Origin of the sequence: Winogradskyella sp. PE311 (assembly GCF_046545555.1) — a bacterium.
Lineage (GTDB): Bacteria > Bacteroidota > Bacteroidia > Flavobacteriales > Flavobacteriaceae > Winogradskyella.
In genome coordinates this window covers 12994-31456 of sequence record NZ_JBHZTH010000001.1, presented here as the reverse complement: position 1 = coordinate 31456, position 18463 = coordinate 12994, and the positions used below count along the sequence as shown (strand labels likewise).

Sequence of the window (18463 nt, the reverse complement as noted above, 5' to 3'; positions counted from 1 at the left end):
GATTCAAGTCAATTAGTTTTTTATGCACTCTAGCATTAATGATGCTATTTAGCAGTGTTCTTTCTGCGCAAGAAACTGAAGAGCAAGACTCTACTAAAACTACATTTGCTTTTGGTAAATTAAAAATGCCAAACCCAAATAGTATTGTTTCAAAATATACTTACGACCCAATAATAGATCGTTATATATACAGTGAAAAAATAGGTAATTTCAATATTAATTACCCTTTAATATTAACTCCAGAAGAGTTTCAGCGTTTAGTACTTCAAGAAAAATTAAAAGAATATTACAAACGGATGGCTGACGCTGCTGCGGGCCAAAAAGAGGGTTCTGAAGAAGATCAGAAGAATCTGTTACCAGAATTTTATGTCGAATCTGATCTTTTTGAAACAATATTTGGAGGTAATACAATCAGTGTCATTCCAAGTGGATATGCAGAAGTAGATTTAGGTGTACTTTTCTCTAGACAAGATAATCCTTCTTTTTCTCCAAGAAATAGAACCAATTTCACATTTGATTTTGATCAAAGAATTGGATTGAGTTTAATAGGTAAAGTTGGCACAAGATTACAGGTCACTGCTAATTATGATACTGAGGCTACCTTCGATTTTCAACAGCTGATAAAATTAGAATATACACCTACTGAAGATGATATAGTTCGTAAGATAGAAGTAGGTAACGTAAACATGCCCTTAAATAGCTCGTTAATTACAGGTGCACAGAGTTTATTTGGTGTAAAGACTGAATTACAATTTGGCAAAACACGAGTTACAGCAGTTTTCTCAGAACAGCAATCTCAATCGCGTTCTGTTACTGCTCAAGGGGGAGGTACACTAGAGGAGTTTGAGTTTTTTGCCAGAGATTATGATGAAAATAGGCATTATTTTTTATCGCACTATTTTAGAGATTCTTATGATGATGCGTTATTACAATATCCATTTATTGATAATCAAGGCCTACAGATAACACGAGTTGAAGTTTGGGTAACAAATAGAAACAATCAAACCGAAAACGTTAGAAATATAGTTGCTTTTCAAGATTTAGGTGAGTCAGAAGCTCAGAATATTGGTTTACAGCCCTTACCAGGTGGTTTTATTAATGTAGGTTCGGGCGCATTACCAGATAATGGAAATAATGACTTTGATCCTACAAATATTGGTGGTGCAGGTTCATTGCTCACAGATGCAGTTAGGGACATTACAAATGTAGAATCAGGAGTGCAAGTTGGAGTAAACGAAGGTTTTGATTATGGGAAATTAGAGGCCGCAAGAAAATTACAAGAGGGACAAGACTATGTATTAAATTCAGAGTTAGGATATATTTCATTAAACCAACGATTGTTAAATGATGAAGTTTTGGCTGTTGCATTTCAATATACTAGAGGTGGTGAAGTTTTTCAAGTAGGTGAATTTGCTAATGACGGTGTTGATGCTACTCAAGTAAGTAACGGTACAAATGGAAACCAAATTATTAGTAACCAGAGTCTAGTTTTAAAAATGTTAAAAAGTGCTGTGACTGCGGTAGATCAACCGATTTGGGACTTAATGATGAAGAATATATATAATACTGGAGCCTTTCAATTAAGTCAAGAAGACTTTAGATTAAATATTTTCTATACTGAAGCTTCACCGGTAAACTATATTAGACCCGTAGAAGGAACCGCATTTCCTCCTTTTGATAATAATACACCTTTTGCAGGGGACGATACTCAAATTAATGAAACTCCTTTAATACGATTATTTCATTTAGATCGATTGAATTTTAATAATGATCCTCAGGAAGGTGGTGATGGTTTTTTCGATTATGTAGCGAGCCCGCAGGTTACCGTTATACCTCAAAATGGAAAGATTATATTCACAAAGACAGAGCCTTTTGGACGTTATTTATTTGATGTTCTAGATGATGATGGCAATCCAAACAATAATGATGTAGATTACGAACAAGACACGTTCGCAAACGAAAATCAAGAGAAATATGTTTATGACATTCTTTATAAATCTACAAAAACACAAGCCTTAGATGAGGCAGAAAAGAATAAGTTTCAAATCAAAGGACGTTTTAAAAGTAGTGGTAATGGAGGTGGTATTGCTATTGGTGCATTTAATGTGCCAAGAGGTTCTGTAAGGGTAACTGCAGGTGGGAGACTACTTGTCGAAGGTATAGATTATACTGTAAATTATCAATTAGGACGAGTAGAGATTTTAGATGAAGCGTTGAATGCATCTAATACGCCAATAAATGTATCAGTTGAAAATAATGCAACTTTTGGTCAACAAACTAGACGTTTTACAGGGATTAACGTAGAGCATCAATTTAACGAAAATTTTGTTCTAGGCGCAACATTGTTAAATCTTAATGAAAGACCAATTACTCAAAAAGCTAATTTTAATTCAGAACCTATAAACAATACAATTTTTGGATTCAATGGAAACTACTCTACTGAGGTACCGTTTTTAACTAGATTAGCTAATAAGTTACCAAATATTGATACAGATGTCCCTTCAAATTTATCCGTTAGAGGTGAATTTGCATACTTGTTACCAGGCGCACCAAAAGGAACTGATTTCGATGGTGAGGCAACTGCATATATAGACGATTTTGAAGGTACACAAGGTTCAATCGATTTAGCGAGTCCTTTGTCTTGGTTTTTATCTAGTAGACCAAAAGATTTACCTGCCCAAATACCAGGTAATGATAATAATGGTATTGAAAACGGATATGGTAGAGCATTTTTGAACTGGTATACTGTTGATCCTATTTTTTATAGTAATCAAAGACCTGATGGTATAACAGATGATGACGTTTCGGATTTATATACAAGACGAGTTTTTATCGAAGAAATTTTTCCAGAAGTAGATATTGTACAAGGTCAAACATCAGTTATTAATACATTAGATTTAGCCTACTACCCAACTGAACGTGGTCCATATAATTTTGATCCGAATGAAACTGATGACGTTCTTAATCCTGATCAAAGTTGGGCTGGAATTACAAGGCAAATTACATCTACGGATTTCGAACAGGCAAATGTAGAATACATTGAGTTTTGGGTGCAAGATCCCTTTTTAGATAATCCAACGAGTACAGGTGGTAAATTAACTATCAATCTAGGAAATATTTCAGAGGATGTATTAAAAGATGGTAAAAAACAATTTGAAAATGGTCTACCTGAAGATGGAGATATAACAACAATACAACAAAACACACCAACACTTCAGAATCCGTATACTGTACCTCAAAATCAATCACTTATTTATACATTTGCCACCACTGGACAGCAACGTACTAACCAAGATGTAGGTTATGATGGATACGATGATGCGGAAGAAAGTTTAATGTTAACCCAAGTCTTTGGAGCTAATAATTTTGGTGAAGATCCTTCAAAGGATAATTATACTTATTATTTAAATACTGACGGTAATATTTTTGATCGTTATAAGCAGTATAACGGACAGCAAGGAAATACTCCAGATGTATTTACAGACACTAATAGAGGTTCTACTACACAACCAGATGTAGAAGATATTAACCGAGATAACACAATGAATACTATTGATAGTTATTTTGAATACGAGGTTGATATGAATCCTTCTAACCTTAATATTAATAATTCTCAAATTAATGATGTTAAGGTAAGAACGGTAACATTACCCAATGGTGATCAGAGAGAAGTGTCATGGTATCAGTTTAGATTGCCGATTAATGAACCTACTAATGCTGTTGGTGGTATTACAGATATAAGGTCTGTACGTTTTGCGCGTTTATATTTAAGGGAGTTTACTGAAAATACAGTATTGCGTTTTGCAACTTTAGATTTAGTTAGAAGTGATTGGAGACGTTACACTTTAGATTTAGATACGGATCCAACTAATAATAGTGCAAATGCGGAGTTTAATGTAGCAATCATAGGTGTGCAAGAAAATGATGGGGATTATGTGATTCCGCCAGGAGTAAGAAGGGAGGAGCTAAATAATAATAATAATATAATAAGACAGAATGAGCAATCATTAGTTTTACAGGCTTGCGAATTAGAACGTCAAGATTCCCGAGGCGTTTTTAAAAATATTAATGTAGATATGCGTCAGTATAAAAACTTACGGATGTTTTTACATGCAGAAGCACAAGAAGGACAAACACTTCAAGAAGGAGAATTGACTGCATTTATTAGAATGGGTAATGATTTTACACAGAATTTTTACCAAATCGAAGTACCGCTTTTACCAACAGATTTAGTCGATCCTAATTTATCATTAGAGGAGCGAATTTGGCCTGAGGTTAATGAGATTAATATGTCTCTTGAAATTTTACAGCGTATAAAATCTGAGGGTATTGATAACCAGACACTTTCAAATGAAGATCCTACATTTTATAATGTTATAGATGGCGAATTAGCGGAAACTCCAGTTTTAGAGTTTTCACCGCTTCCTATTGGTCAGCAACGTGTGGCAATAAAAGGTAATCCTAATTTTGGTGACATTAGAGTCCTAATGGTAGGTGTTAAAAATTCAGGTATCGCAGGTAATGCTTGTGGTGAAGTTTGGTTTAATGAATTAAGAATGTCTGATTTAGAAAATGAAGGTGGTTGGGCAGCTGTAGTTAGCATGGATTCTAATATTGCAGATTTTGCAGATATTAGCGTTACTGGGCGTCGCAGTACAATTGGTTTTGGAGGAATTGAACAAGGCCCGAATGAACGGAGTCTTGAGGATGTAAAACAATATGATGTAGTAACAAATGTGCAGCTAGGGCAATTATTACCAAAAAAATGGGGATTACAAATTCCATTTAATTATGCTCAAAGTGAAGAGCTTATTACTCCTAAATTTGATCAGTTTTATAACGATTTAACCTTAGAATCTCGCTTAGATGCAGCAGATAATAATGAGGACGAAGAACGTATTAGAAATCAGTCTGAAGATTATACAAAGAGAAAGAGCATCAACTTTATTGGTGTTAGAAAACAGAGAACAGGTGACTCTAAAAAACGATTCTATGATGTTGAAAATTTAACTTTTAATTATTCATATAATAAAGTAGAGCATCGCGATTTTGAAATAGAAAATGCATTAGACCAGAGCGTTCGGGCAGGCGCTAATTATAATTATGCCTTTGAGCCACTTAGGATAGAGCCTTTCAAAAAGAACGATTCACTTTTTACTGGCAAGTATTGGAAAATACTTAAAGATTTTAATTTTAACCCAATACCATCTAGCTTATCAGTTAATACAAATATAAATCGCCAATTCAGTAAACAAAGGTTTAGAGAGGTAGAATTGGGTGGTGATAATATCGGGATTGAAGAACTATTTAGAAGAAATTATACATTCGATTTTCAATATGCTATAAACTATAACCTGACAGATGCATTAAGCCTCAACTTTACTGCTTCTAATAGCAATATTGTTAGAAATTATTTTATTGATGACCGCATTAATGGAAGGCAAGATTCAGAACTTAATGTGTGGGACGGTTTTTTTGATGTAGGCGATCCAAATTTTCAGACACAACAGCTTCAAGTTAATTATGAATTACCGCTTTATAAAATACCAGCCTTAAGTTTTCTAAGGGCAACTTATGCCTATAACGGTACATTTCAATGGCAAAAAGGATCTGATTTAAATGAAGGGTTAGAATTAGATGGTGATATTTTTAATTTAGGACATTCTATTCAAAATTCAAATACACACAATCTTAATACAACTTTAAACATGGAGACTTTATACAAGTCTATTGGTTTAGTAAGGAAAGGTAATCAAAGAGGTAGAAGCAGAAATACAGCACCAACGAGAAGGACGGCTACACCCGATGTAAATTCAAATAATAAAGATGGTCAAGCTAAAGACCCAAACAAATTAAGTACAGGAAAGAAAGCATACAATACTCTAATTGATATTGTAACTATGGTTAAACGTATTCAGTTGGGTTATACCGAGAATAATGGTACGTATTTGCCAGGTTATTTACCAACACCAGGATTTATCGGTACATTAAGACCAACTGTAGGTTATACTTTCGGTAGTCAACGCGATATTAGACAACTAGTTGCTCGAGAAGGTTGGTTAACTACCTTCCCAGAATTTAATCAGCAATATACAGAGGTGGTTAACAAAGCTTTAGATTATTCAGTTAATATAGAGCCAATGCGTGATTTAAAAATTGATTTAATTGGTAACAGAACTTATGCTGAAAATATTACTGAAAATTTCAGAGGACTAGATAATAATAATGATGGTTTGAGTGATGCTTATGAAGATTTACTCACCAATTCTTTTGGTAATTTTAATATTTCTACATCATTAATTAAAACAGCTTTTAGTAAAAGTGATGAAATTGAGTCCGTAACTTTCAATGATTTCAGAGCAAATCGACTAATTATAGCCAACCGTTTAGCAAGAGAATTTTATGGTACTACCCCATTTACGACTGATGCAGAGGGTTATCCAGAAGGATTTGGTAAAAATAGTCAGAAGGTTCTTATACCTGCATTTTTATCAGCATATCAAGGAGGTAATCCAGATAAAATAAATACAAGTGCCTTTAGAGACGTACCAATACCAAATTGGACTTTAAAATATACAGGGTTAATGAAAATTCCATGGTTTAAGAAAACTTTTAGACGTTTTTCGGTACAACATGGTTATAGATCGAGATATACAATTAATCAGTTCAGAACAAATTTAGATCTAAATTTAGATCCTATTGATAACGAAGCACCAATACCAGGAACAGCATTTGATGACCAACCTGCTGACGCTTTAGATCAGGCAGGTAACTTTAAAAGTAGAACTTTATTTAGTAATATAAATTTAGAAGAGCAGTTCAGTCCTCTCATTCGTTTAGAATTTGAGATGAAAAATTCGATTAAAGTTTTAGCTGAGGTTAAAACAGATAGGTTATTATCACTCAGTTTTGATAATAATTTGATGACAGAAATACAGGGTAAAGAATACACTTTGGGATTAGGATACCGTATTAAAGATTTAAGAATTCGTTCGGCTTTAGCAGGTCCTAAACAAATTATAAAAAGTGATTTAAATATGCGGGCAGATATCTCTGTAAGAGATAATAAAACAATTATTAGGTATTTAGATTTAGAGAATAATCAAATTACTGCAGGACAAACTATTTGGGGATTAAAGTATACAGCAGATTACGCATTTAGTAAAAACTTAACAGCGATTTTCTATTTTGATTATACCTTCTCGGATTTTGCTATTTCGACATCATTTCCTCAGACTTCACTAAGATCAGGAATTACCTTAAGATACAACTTCGGAAATTAATTTGATTTTATTTTTTAAAACAAGAAATTAAAAAATTACATTTGTTTCATTAATTTATTAGAACAACTAAGATGAACATACCATCAGAATTAAAATACACTAAAGATCACGAATGGATTAAAATCGAAGGTGACGTCGCAACAGTAGGTATAACAGATTTTGCTCAAGGCGAATTAGGTGATATTGTATATGTAGAAGTAGATACTCTAGATGAAACCTTAGATATTGAAGAAGTTTTTGGTACAGTTGAGGCTGTTAAAACAGTTTCAGATTTATTTTTACCATTATCTGGAGAAATTACCGAATTTAATGAAAGCCTAGAGGACGAACCAGAGAAGGTGAATACTGATCCTTATGGCGATGGTTGGATGATTAAGTTGAAATTTTCTGATGCTTCACAAGTAGATAGTTTATTGTCCGCTGATGATTACAAGGCTCTAATAAGTGGTTAAGAAACTGTTGTTTCTAATGGCAATTGCATATGCTATTGCCCTTGTTATTGTTAGTTTAATAAATTTAAACGGAGTGCCAAGTCTAGGGTCTTCTTTCGATGATAAAATATATCATATTATAGCTTACATTGGTCTAGCTTTTTTATGGATAACTTATTTTAAACCTAGCATTAAAAAAGAAACAGTTTACTTGGTGTTTTCTTGTTTAATACTATTTGGTGTAGTGTTGGAATTAATTCAACACCAACTTAATTCCAACAGAACTTACGATACGGTTGATATGATAGCTAATTGTTTAGGTGTGATTTTTGGCACATTAATTGCCCGTAAATTGAATATAATTAAGTTAAAATAACACTAAGTTTTGCTTTTTATACTATAATTTAGTTAAATTAGCGACACTATAAAAGAAAGTACTATGGAACCTAAAAAGAATCCACAATCAGATGTAAGTCGCAATAGCTCACTATTTTTTGCTGTTGGTCTTGCTTTAATGTTAGGCATAACATATATGTCTATAAATTATAAGACATACGACCCAACAGGTGTTGTAGCAGATACGCTGAATCTTGATGATGAGTTAGATGAGGAAGTGCCAATTACAGAACAAATTGTTGTACCACCACCTCCACCACCTCCACCACCAAAAGCACCAGAAATTATAGAGGTTGTTGAAGATGAAGAGGAGATAGAAGAGACAGTTATCGAGTCTACTGAGACTGAGATGGATACCGAGATTGTTGAAGTTGAGGAAGTTGAAGTGGAAGAAGTTGAAGAGGATCTTGAGGTACCCTTCCATGTTATTGAAAATGTGGCTGTATTTCCTGGATGTGAAAAGAAAAAGGGAAATAATGCAAAGAAACAGTGCATGAACGAAAAGGTGAATAAATTCATAAATAGAAAATTTAATACCGATTTAGCAGGCGATTTAGGTTTACCTCCTGGAAGAAAGAGAATTTTTGTTCAGTTCAAGGTAGATAAAGGTGGTAATATTACAAGTATAGTAGCTAGAGGGCCGCATCCAGGTTTAGAAAAAGAAGCCAAACGAGTAATTGGTCAATTACCAAAAATGAAGCCAGGAAGGCAAAGAGGTAAGTCAGTAGTAATGCCATTCTCTATTCCAATTGTATTTCAAGTACAAGACTAATAAAAAAAGATATTTTTTAGTAAATAGAAATCCCGTTCAAATTAATTGAACGGGATTTTCCTTTTGGTATGCTTATTGTGACTTTTTCATAATATTAACATTTTAAATAATACGTATTATGAAAAAATCTAAGAAAGCCTTCAAGAGTACTGGTCAGAGTACACTTGAAGCAAAGAAATCACAAAAGCATGATGCAAATTTACAAAAAAACTCAACCCTATATTTTCAGATAGGGTTGATTCTTTGTTTGCTTGGAACTTATGCGCTTTTTGAAATGCAATTTCAGGATAAAATGATTATTCCTGTTGAAGACACTGTAATAGATGAAACATTTCATTTAGAACAAGTAAAGCCATTTATTGTTGAAGTAATTAAACCAAAGGAACCAGAGCCAGTTAGAAGAAAAGATATTATAGACGAAGTTATACCTGTTAAAAACGATAGAGACATTATTGAAACAATTGTAAAATCTGCGCAAGAGCCAAAATATGTGGATGCTCCAATTTCTAAACCAGAAGATATAATTGAGCACACAATTGAAACACCTGTTGATGTTCCTTTTTATAAGGTTGAAAATGCACCTATTTATCCAGGTTGCGAGAAGTTCGATTCAAATGACGAACGTAAACAATGTATGTCAAATAAGTTAGGTAAACTTATTTTAAGAAAATTCAATACAGATATTGCTACTGACAATAATATTTACGGGAAACAGCGTATTTATACACAGTTTAAAATCGATAAGAACGGAAATATCACAGATATTAAAATTAGAACTCCACATTTGGTGCTCGAGAAAGAAGCTCTGCGTCTCATAAAGAAAATTCCTCAAATGATACCTGGTTATCAAAGAGAGACAGCTGTCGGTGTTATTTATAAGCTACCAATAGTTTTTCAAGTGAGGGACTAAGGATACTTAAATAAATATGATATGGCCGTTATCTCTTTGATAACGGCTTTTTTGATTTAGTCTTACTAAAAAAATAAGTATCTTTCGTGTCATAAATTCTCACCTATTCTATGAAGCAAATTTGGCTCGTTGTTATTTTGATGATTTCTGTTTATTGCAGTGCACAAGATGGTTCTGTTTATGAGAAACCTCCTGTTTTTAGTCAGTGTGCATCTGAAAGTATAGATGAAATGAAATCTTGTTTTAATTATACCTTGAACAATTTCTTGTTTACAAACTTTAAAGTGCCACAAATTGTTAAAGATGAATTTTACAAAGGTGATGTTCAAATTTTGTTTGAAGTCAATAAAGAAGGTGATTTTAAAGTTATTTATGTTGATGCTATTTATGATGAATTAAAAACTGAGAGCAAACGTGTTTTTGGATTATTACCAAAAGTTAAACCTGCTACGTATAATAGTAATCCCACATTTGTCCAATATAGTATTAGTATCGCTATACCACTTGCACAACCAATTAGAGTGTTGACCAATGAACCTGAAGTTAAATTAACCCAAAAAGATAGTCTTAATGCAACATTGTCTGGTGAATTTGATGAAGTTAATGCAGAACTTAAGCCTTACGAAAAATTAGAATATAGTAGTGAATTAAATGTCCCGTTTACGCATTCATTTTATGCGCGTTTTGATGATGAAATGAATGCTATTGGCACCAACAGTCATACAGCAGCAAAACCATTTGTTTATAGTGATGTGGCGAAATACTACGATATTAAAGCTGACAGAGAAAGTCTGATAAAAGAGACAGACTCATGGTTAGGTAGGAAATTATATAACGAGCATTTAATAGAAGTCCAAGGTAAAGATTATTGGTTCACTGTAGATCCAATAATAGATTTGCAAGTTGGTAGAGATAGTGAGGCCGAATTTAGTTCAACTTGGAATAATACGAGAGGTGTTTTTATACAGGCTGGCTTAGGTAAAAGATTTAACTTAACGGCATCAGTTTACGAAAGTCAAGGTCGATTTGCAGACTACTTTAATCAATACGCAGAAAGCCTGAAGGCATTTGGACCAGATCCAGCAGTAATTCCGGGCAGAGGGATAGCAAAACGTTTTAAAGAAAATTCGTATGATTACCCAATAGCTGAAGCCTATTTATCCTATACGCCAGCCGAATTCCTTAATATTCAGTTTGGACATGGTAAAAATTTCATTGGAGATGGCTATCGTTCATTATTGCAAAGTGATGTGGCTAGTCCATATCCATTCTTAAAATTAAATGCAAGCTTCTGGAAGATAAAGTATACTAGTACATGGATGTGGTTAAAAGATGTAAGAGATGAGGTGGTTGAAGATGGCGCATTTTTCACAAAATATATGGCAAATCATTATTTGAGTTGGAATGTATCAAAGCGCCTCAACATAGGACTATTTGAGTCTGTAATGTGGGCTGATACAAATGGCAGAGGTTTTGATGTTAACTATTTAAACCCTATAATCTTTTTTAGAGCTATTGAATTTCAAACAGGTCAGGACGCAGGTAATGCGATATTAGGTCTTAGTTCTAAATATAAGTGGAATAATAAGGTGAATATATATGGTCAATTTATAGTAGACGAGTTCTCACTGAGCGATATTACAGGTGGTGAAAAGAGTTGGAAAAATAAATTAGGATTCCAATTAGGTGTAAAATACTTTAATGCGTTTAAGGTTGATAATTTATTATTGCAAGCAGAATATAACCAAGTAAGACCTTATACATATTCTCATAACTCTATTATTTTAAATTACGCACACTTCAATCAACCTATGGCTCATCTTTGGGGTTCTAATTTTAGAGAATTAGTTCTTATAGGACGTTATAATTATAAACGTTGGTTTGGAGATGCTAAAATAGTTATGGGCCAACGTGGATTTGATTTTAATACACCTGAAGACAATTTTAATTATGGGGGAAATATCTATGCAGACGAGGATAGTCGAAATGCCAATACAGGAATAACAATAGGTCAAGGGAATAAAACAAATAGTTTTATGACAGAATTGCAAGCAGGTTACTTGTTAAACCCAGCTACTAATTTAAAAGTCTTCACTAATATCATATATAGGGATTTTAATCCAGAAGCTATAACAGCGTCAACCACTAACTCTAATACGCTTTGGTTTAGTGTTGGTCTAAGGACTGATTTATTTAATTGGTATAATGATTTTTAGGATTTATTTCCTTTCAAACTCTTATAAAAAGTAACTCTAATTCTTTCACTATTTATAAAACCTGTGCCGTAATCTAACTCGTCATAAGTTTTTGTAATACTCGAATCAACTTTTACCTCTTCTTCAGTTTTACCATTATCTATTGCTTTTTGAGTTTTATCTCTCAACGTTTCAAGCATATTTAAGAACCCTTTATACTCTTCTAGGTTAGATACTTTTCCATGACCAGGAATTATTTTAGTGTCTTCATCTATTACCATTAAACCTCTTTTTACAGCTTTAATATAACCGTTAACACTTCCGCCAGAATTTAGATCTATATATGGGTAGCGTCCATTAAAATAGGTATCTCCAGTATGTAAGACATTACTTTCTGTAAAGTATAATAATACATCTCCATCTGTATGTGCATTTGCTACATGGAAAACGGCAATGCTTTCTCCATTTGTTGTTATGTTTAGTTTGTCATTAAAAGTTATTACTGGTAAAGCTTCTTTCGGTTTAAAACTGCCATCACGTTGTTCTACTTCTAAACGTTTTTTTACGTTATCATGAGCAATGATGGTAGCTCCTGCTTTGGACATGTTTTCGTTACCACCAGAATGATCACCATGATAGTGTGTGTTTACTAAGAAATTTAAAGGTTTGTCGCTCAAGCTTTTAATAGCATCAAGAATTTTTTTTGATAGCGGTGCAAATTGATCATCTATAATAAATACTCCATCTTCTCCTACAGATACTCCAATGTTGCCACCAGCACCTTCCAACATATATGTGTGGTCAGATAGTTTTGTTGTTTTAATTTTAACAGTATCAAAACGCCCTTGAGCAATTACAGAATTCGAAGTAATTATCAAAATCGAAAGTAGAATTTTAAAGAATTTCATAAAATAGTTTTAAGTCATTTTTGTCTTATAAAAATAGCTAAACTTACATTAGAGTTATTACTTAAATTAAACATGGTCTTACGTTGGTTAAAAGTAATTTTCAAACTATCTTTGCAATCGCTAAGAACGGCACTAAATAGTTAATAGTTTGAGTACCACAAAATCTTCGATATCAGCACCTTCTGCGATAACTGATTTTAAAGAAATCACTAAAATGGGTTTATCCATTAGTGTAGTCTTTTCTGCCATTGCAGGATATTTACTTGGAGCTGAAACAATAAATTTCACAACACTTATTCTTTTAGCTTTTGGAGGTTATTTTATGGTAGGAGCATCTAATGCTTTTAATCAAATAATCGAGCGAGATTTAGATGCCTTGATGGATCGTACTAAAAACAGGCCAATTCCTGCTGGTCGTATGACAGTAAATACTGCCTTTGTTATAGCTACATCATTTACAATTTTAGGATTAATAACATTGTATATAATAAACCCTAAAACAGCAATGTGGGGAGCAATATCTATATTTTTATATACTAGTGTATATACGCCTCTTAAAACGAAAACTCCTATTGCAGTTTTTGTAGGCGCATTACCAGGTGCAATTCCTTTTATGTTAGGGTGGGTTGCCGCAAGAAATGCTTTTGGAATAGAGCCAGGTACTTTATTTGCAGTTCAATTTTTTTGGCAATTTCCTCATTTTTGGGCTATTGGTTGGTTTTTATTTGAAGACTACAAAAAAGGTGGATTTTTTATGTTGCCAACAGGTAAACCCGATAAAGGGACAGCTGTTCAAATTATTATGTATAGTGTTTGGACAATTATAGCCTCTATTATACCTGTTTTTGGATTTACAGGTGATTTAGAATTATCGATCTTAGGTGCTATATTGGTTTTTGTTTTAGGTATTATAATGTTAATATATGCCTTAAAGTTGTTTCAAAAGCGAACAGCGAAAGCTGCTAAACAGTTAATGCTATCAAGTGTATTTTATATTACAATGCTACAGATTATATATGTGGCAGATAAATTTTTGAGATAAATGGATTTAACAGAAGGAACATTAGAAGAAAAGAAGGCAAGATCAAAAAAAATGATGCTATGGTTTGGTATTGGTTCACTGATAATGTCATTTTCAGCATTAATTAGCGCCTTCATTGTAAGTAGCAAACAAAGAAGAGATAAGGACTGGCTGAGTAATTATGAATTACCGGATGCCTTTTTAATTAGTCTTATTGTTATTTTACTCAGTAGTTTGACCTTTATTTTAGCAAAGCGTGCATTGAACAGCAAAAATATGCAAATGACATCTGTATGGTTAATAGTAACATTAATATTGGGTGTTACATTTGTTTTTAATCAGTTTGAAGGATTTAGTCAAATGATTGCTGCTGGTCATTATTTTACAGGTGAATCGAGCAATATTACAATGACGTATATATTTTTAATAGCAGCTGTCCATTTAGGACACGTTATTGCTGGGTTAATTTGTCTAATTGTCGTTATTTATAATCATTTTAAACAGAAGTATAATGCCAACAATATGTTGGGTTTAGAACTGGCCGCGAATTTCTGGCATTTTGTAGACCTGCTTTGGCTTGCCCTCTTTTTGTTTTTATATTTTTTTAGCGATATAATTTGATTATTTTTGTCCAATCTTAAAATTCAAATAAATTCTATGGATTCTACAGTAGCAAGTACTGGTACAGACGGAAAAACTTGGGGAGGCGGTAATCAGCCTTTAAAATCGAGTTATGGAAAGATGATGATGTGGTTTTTCATTGTATCTGATGCATTAACCTTTTCAGGGTTTTTAGCGGCCTATGGTTTTTCACGATTCAAGTTTATAAAAGAATGGCCAATAGCCGATGAGGTTTTTACGCACGTTCCGTTTTTGCATGGTCAGGAATTACCGATGATATATGTTGCATTTATGACATTTATCTTAATAATGTCGTCTGTAACGATGGTATTAGCTGTAGATGCCGGTCACCATATGAATAAAGCTAAAGTTACATTTTACATGTTCTTAACCATTATTGGAGGTGCAATATTCGTTGGTTCTCAAGCATGGGAATGGGCAACGTTTATTCAAGGAGATTACGGAGCTGTGCAAACTAAAGGAGGAAACATTCTTCAGTTTGGTGAAAATGTAATGGTTGACGGTGAAGAAAAATTTAAGCGTATTTCTATAGACGATTTTGCAGTACATCATAAAACTGATCGTGCTCAGCATGAGCGTAAAAATGGCCTTTGGTTTGTAACAGAAGAAGCTTTACCACCTTATACAGTTGATGAACTTTATGAAGGTTTAGCGGCAAATGAAAATATTTTAGTAAGAACTCAAATCATCAACGAAGAAGGCGAAAAGACAATCTTGTCTAGAGAAGAGTCTTTAATGCAAATCAAGAAAAATGGTAAGCTTGTTGTTAAAGGGGCCAACCTTCATGTTAACGAATATGGTACTGCATTATTTGCGGACTTCTTTTTCTTTATTACAGGATTCCACGGATTTCATGTATTCTCAGGTGTTGTTATAAATGTTATCATCTTTTTTAATGTCATATTAGGAACTTATGAAAGAAGGGGAAGTTATGAGATGGTAGAAAAAGTAGGTTTATACTGGCACTTTGTCGATTTAGTTTGGGTATTTGTATTTACATTCTTCTATTTAGTATAAAAAGCATATTAAGATTCAGTTATGGCACACGAACATAAATTAGAAATATTTCAAGGTTTAGTTAAGTTTAAATCTAACACCAGTAAAATTTGGGGTGTTTTAGTATTCTTAACAATTGTAACGGCAGTAGAGGTTGTTCTGGGTATATACAAACCAGACTTTTTAATGCATACATGGATAGATCCTATAGAAGGTGGGTTCTTTGCGACATTAGCAAATATCTTGTTATCACCTTTTATCTACATGAAGCCCCTAAATTTAATATTCATCGTATTGACTATTGTCAAAGCTTATTATATTACTTGGGATTTTATGCACATGAGGGATGAGACGAAAGCTTTGAGAAGAATGGTTGTATGGACAGCGGTATTCTTAATATGTTACTTAATTTTTATTCTGTTACAAGAGGGCGGTTATGTTTTTGAAGTGTATAATACAGAAGACGCATTAATTAAAAGAGATTTTTAAGTTGAAAATTTAAGTTAAATGATATCAAAAGGTGGTTTTTTTAAACCACCTTTTTTATTTTTGTAATATGGATTTAAGCAATAAAAAACGTTACACAATACTTAGTATATTATTCTTTTTGCCAGTAGGATTCATCATAACAATGCTCTTATCGAAAGACAACTATAATCCACTAGATATTATTAAAAAAGATATTATAGAGTTACCAGAAAACGCTGATAGTCTTCAATTCAATAATCACCTTACAGTACTCTCTTTCTTAGGAACAAACCCTAAGGATAATTCTATTGCCGCTTTGAATTTAAAAGAGCTGGTTTACGATAGGAATAAGGGTTTTAAAACATTTCAAGTAGTAGTTATGCTTCCGCACGAAGCAAAAGAGGAAGCTGATGAATTACTAAAGGAAATTAAATCTTACGAAGATTTAAGATTTTGGCATATTCTGTACACTGACGAAGCTAATATCAGAAAAACTTTTGAGAGCCTAAGATCAGACGTGGAATTAGATGAAAACTTGTCCTGTAATTCAGTCTATATAATAGATAAAGACTTAAATCAAAGAGGAAGATTAGATGATAGAACGGATAAGGAAATTGAAGATAACATATCTCCTTATGGATTGTATAATTATGATTGTATAAAGGTAGCAGTTTTAAAAAATAAAATGGCAGCAGAAGATATGCGTGTCTTATTTAAAGAATATAGAGATAAGCGCAAAGGTAAATTCAACGAGTCTCAAAATAGACGTGAAAAAGATTTAACAGAATGAGTAAAAAAGTTAACTACTCTTATATCGGTATAACATTTATAATTTTGGTGTTTGGTATTATTTTTATTCCTAAAATAATAGAACGAGTTAATAATAGTGATATATCCAGAGATGAAAGTCGCAGTGTTGACGTTTCTACTTCAAACTCTAATACAACTAATAACAATAAAAGTGATTTAGTTTATTTAGAAATTAATGGAGTTCCAAAAAAAGTACCAACTTTTAGTTTTATCAATCAAGATGGGGAAATTATTAATAATGAGCACTACTTAGGAAAGGTATATGTGGTTGAGTTTTTCTTCACAACTTGTCCAACAATCTGTCCTATTATGAATCGTAACTTAGTTGAAGTACAAAGTGCATTTAGTGCTATCGAAAATTTCGGTGTAGCTTCATTTACAATTACACCAGAAATAGATACGCCACAAGTTCTAAAAGCGTATGCAAATGCATATGGTATTAAAAACCCTAATTGGCATTTATTGACAGGTAACGAAGATGCTATTTATAAACTGGCAAATGAAGGTTTTAATTTATATACAGCGAAGGATGAATCTGTAGAAGGAGGTTTTGAACATTCAGGTAATTTTGCCTTAATTGATAAAGAAGGATTTATACGATCTAGAAGTGATAATTTTGGAAATCCTTTAATATTTTATAATGGTTTAATCGCTGAATCAGAGAGTGAGGATGAAGACGGAATTCCTCAAGAGATAACTATATTAAAAGAAGATATAGCTAAGTTATTAAAAGAGTAAGTTTTAGATTTTAAGAATACTACTTATTGTGATTGAGAATTAAAATGATGAAAAGCATGAATGCAGTAGATAAAGAAAAAGAGAAGAAGTATAATAAGTGGATAATTGTTTTGTCAATTATTATTCCAATTGCAGTTGCAGCACTTTTTGCGATAAATCTTCGTAGTTTAGGTTTTGATGTAGAACCGTTAAAGTTTTTGCCTCCAATTTATGCCACAGTAAACGGCCTTACAGCTATAGTACTAATAGCTGCAGTTATTGCGATAAAGAACAAAAATAGAAAGCTACATGAGGGATTAATGAAGTTTGCAATTACTTTATCGGTTGCCTTTTTGCTCATGTATATTGCTTATCATATGACAAGCGATTCTACAAAGTTTGGTGGAGAAGGTGTAATTAAATATGTATATTATTTTATTCTTATAACACATATATTATTATCTATAGTTATAATACCATTTGTACTAATAACTTATGTTAGAGCAATTACCAACAATATAGAAAGACATAAAAAGATAGCTAAAATTACTTTTCCTTTATGGTTATATGTTGCAATAACAGGTGTTATTGTTTATTTAATGATTTCACCCTATTATGTTTAAGGATGAAACGTAAAATAGGTTTTCTTATACTAATGACTATTTCATTCTTAAATACTAGAGCGCAATGCGCCATGTGCAGAGCAGTATTAGAGAGTGGAGAAGATCAATCTGCCGCAGAAGCTATAAATGACGGTATCATGTTCCTTATGGTAGTACCTTACATTTTAGTAGCTACAATTGGTTATATAGTTTACAGAACTTATAACAAATCTAAAAAGAGAAGAAATATTGACGAGGTTGTGTAACATTTATTTATTTAAGTAGTCTTACTTCATAGGAGTTTAAAAGGAA

15 protein-coding genes are annotated in these 18463 nt (G+C 32.7%); 14 read left to right on the top strand and 1 reads right to left on the bottom strand.

Going from position 1 to position 18463, the window contains the following annotated elements; genetic code table 11:
* Positions 1-38: 38 nt before the first annotated feature.
* From sprA to ACFWU4_RS00110, 6 genes are all read left to right on the top strand, one after another.
* Positions 39-7283: a cell surface protein SprA gene (gene sprA / locus ACFWU4_RS00135; protein WP_411123660.1), complete on the top strand. Its 7245-nt coding sequence runs from the start codon at positions 39-41 to the stop codon at positions 7281-7283.
* 71 nt (positions 7284-7354) lie between these two features.
* A complete protein-coding gene (gcvH, locus tag ACFWU4_RS00130; RefSeq protein WP_411123658.1) occupies positions 7355-7735 on the top strand; it encodes a glycine cleavage system protein GcvH in 381 nt (126 codons plus the stop codon).
* Positions 7736-7751: 16 nt separating this feature from the next.
* Positions 7752-8090, top strand: a complete 339-nt coding sequence (locus ACFWU4_RS00125) for a VanZ family protein (RefSeq protein ID WP_411123656.1) — start codon at positions 7752-7754, stop codon at positions 8088-8090.
* 63 nt (positions 8091-8153) lie between these two features.
* Entirely contained in the window at positions 8154-8882 is a 729-nt protein-coding gene (locus ACFWU4_RS00120) for an energy transducer TonB (RefSeq protein WP_411123654.1), read from the top strand.
* Between the two features lie 118 nt (positions 8883-9000).
* Positions 9001-9792 (top strand): energy transducer TonB, encoded by a 792-nt coding sequence (locus ACFWU4_RS00115; RefSeq protein WP_411123652.1) that lies wholly within the window; start codon positions 9001-9003, stop codon positions 9790-9792.
* A 110-nt stretch (positions 9793-9902) separates the two neighbouring features.
* Complete coding sequence (locus tag ACFWU4_RS00110; RefSeq protein ID WP_411123650.1) at positions 9903-12008, top strand: gliding motility protein RemB; 2106 nt, start codon at positions 9903-9905, stop codon at positions 12006-12008.
* Here ACFWU4_RS00110 and ACFWU4_RS00105 read toward each other — a convergent pair.
* Positions 12005-12895, bottom strand: a complete 891-nt coding sequence (locus ACFWU4_RS00105) for an MBL fold metallo-hydrolase (RefSeq protein ID WP_411123648.1) — start codon at positions 12893-12895, stop codon at positions 12005-12007. The two genes, ACFWU4_RS00110 and ACFWU4_RS00105, sit on opposite strands and share 4 nt — an antisense overlap.
* 148 nt (positions 12896-13043) lie before the next feature.
* On the opposite strand from ACFWU4_RS00105, the gene cyoE reads away from it, so the two are divergent.
* The 8 genes from cyoE (at position 13044) to ACFWU4_RS00065 (ending at position 18417) form a co-directional block, all read left to right on the top strand.
* Positions 13044-13937: a heme o synthase gene (cyoE, locus tag ACFWU4_RS00100; RefSeq protein WP_411123646.1), complete on the top strand. Its 894-nt coding sequence runs from the start codon at positions 13044-13046 to the stop codon at positions 13935-13937.
* A complete protein-coding gene (locus ACFWU4_RS00095; protein ID WP_411123644.1) occupies positions 13938-14537 on the top strand; it encodes a heme-copper oxidase subunit III in 600 nt (199 codons plus the stop codon).
* A 36-nt stretch (positions 14538-14573) separates the two neighbouring features.
* Positions 14574-15575, top strand: a complete 1002-nt coding sequence (locus tag ACFWU4_RS00090) for a cytochrome c oxidase subunit 3 (RefSeq protein ID WP_411123642.1) — start codon at positions 14574-14576, stop codon at positions 15573-15575.
* A gap of 21 nt (positions 15576-15596) precedes the next feature.
* Entirely contained in the window at positions 15597-16043 is a 447-nt protein-coding gene (locus ACFWU4_RS00085; protein WP_411123640.1) for a cytochrome C oxidase subunit IV family protein, read from the top strand.
* Positions 16044-16110: 67 nt separating this feature from the next.
* Complete coding sequence (locus tag ACFWU4_RS00080; protein WP_411123638.1) at positions 16111-16812, top strand: hypothetical protein; 702 nt, start codon at positions 16111-16113, stop codon at positions 16810-16812.
* A complete protein-coding gene (locus ACFWU4_RS00075) occupies positions 16809-17570 on the top strand; it encodes an SCO family protein (RefSeq protein WP_411123636.1) in 762 nt (253 codons plus the stop codon). The genes ACFWU4_RS00080 and ACFWU4_RS00075 overlap by 4 nt, the downstream gene beginning before the upstream one ends.
* 56 nt (positions 17571-17626) lie before the next feature.
* On the top strand, positions 17627-18172 hold the full coding sequence (locus ACFWU4_RS00070) for a DUF420 domain-containing protein (protein ID WP_411123634.1): 546 nt from the start codon (positions 17627-17629) through the stop codon (positions 18170-18172).
* Positions 18173-18174: 2 nt separating this feature from the next.
* The gene (locus tag ACFWU4_RS00065) at positions 18175-18417 is read left to right on the top strand and encodes a hypothetical protein (protein ID WP_411123632.1); all 243 of its coding nucleotides are present in this window, start codon (positions 18175-18177) and stop codon (positions 18415-18417) included.
* Positions 18418-18463 lie beyond the last annotated feature (46 nt).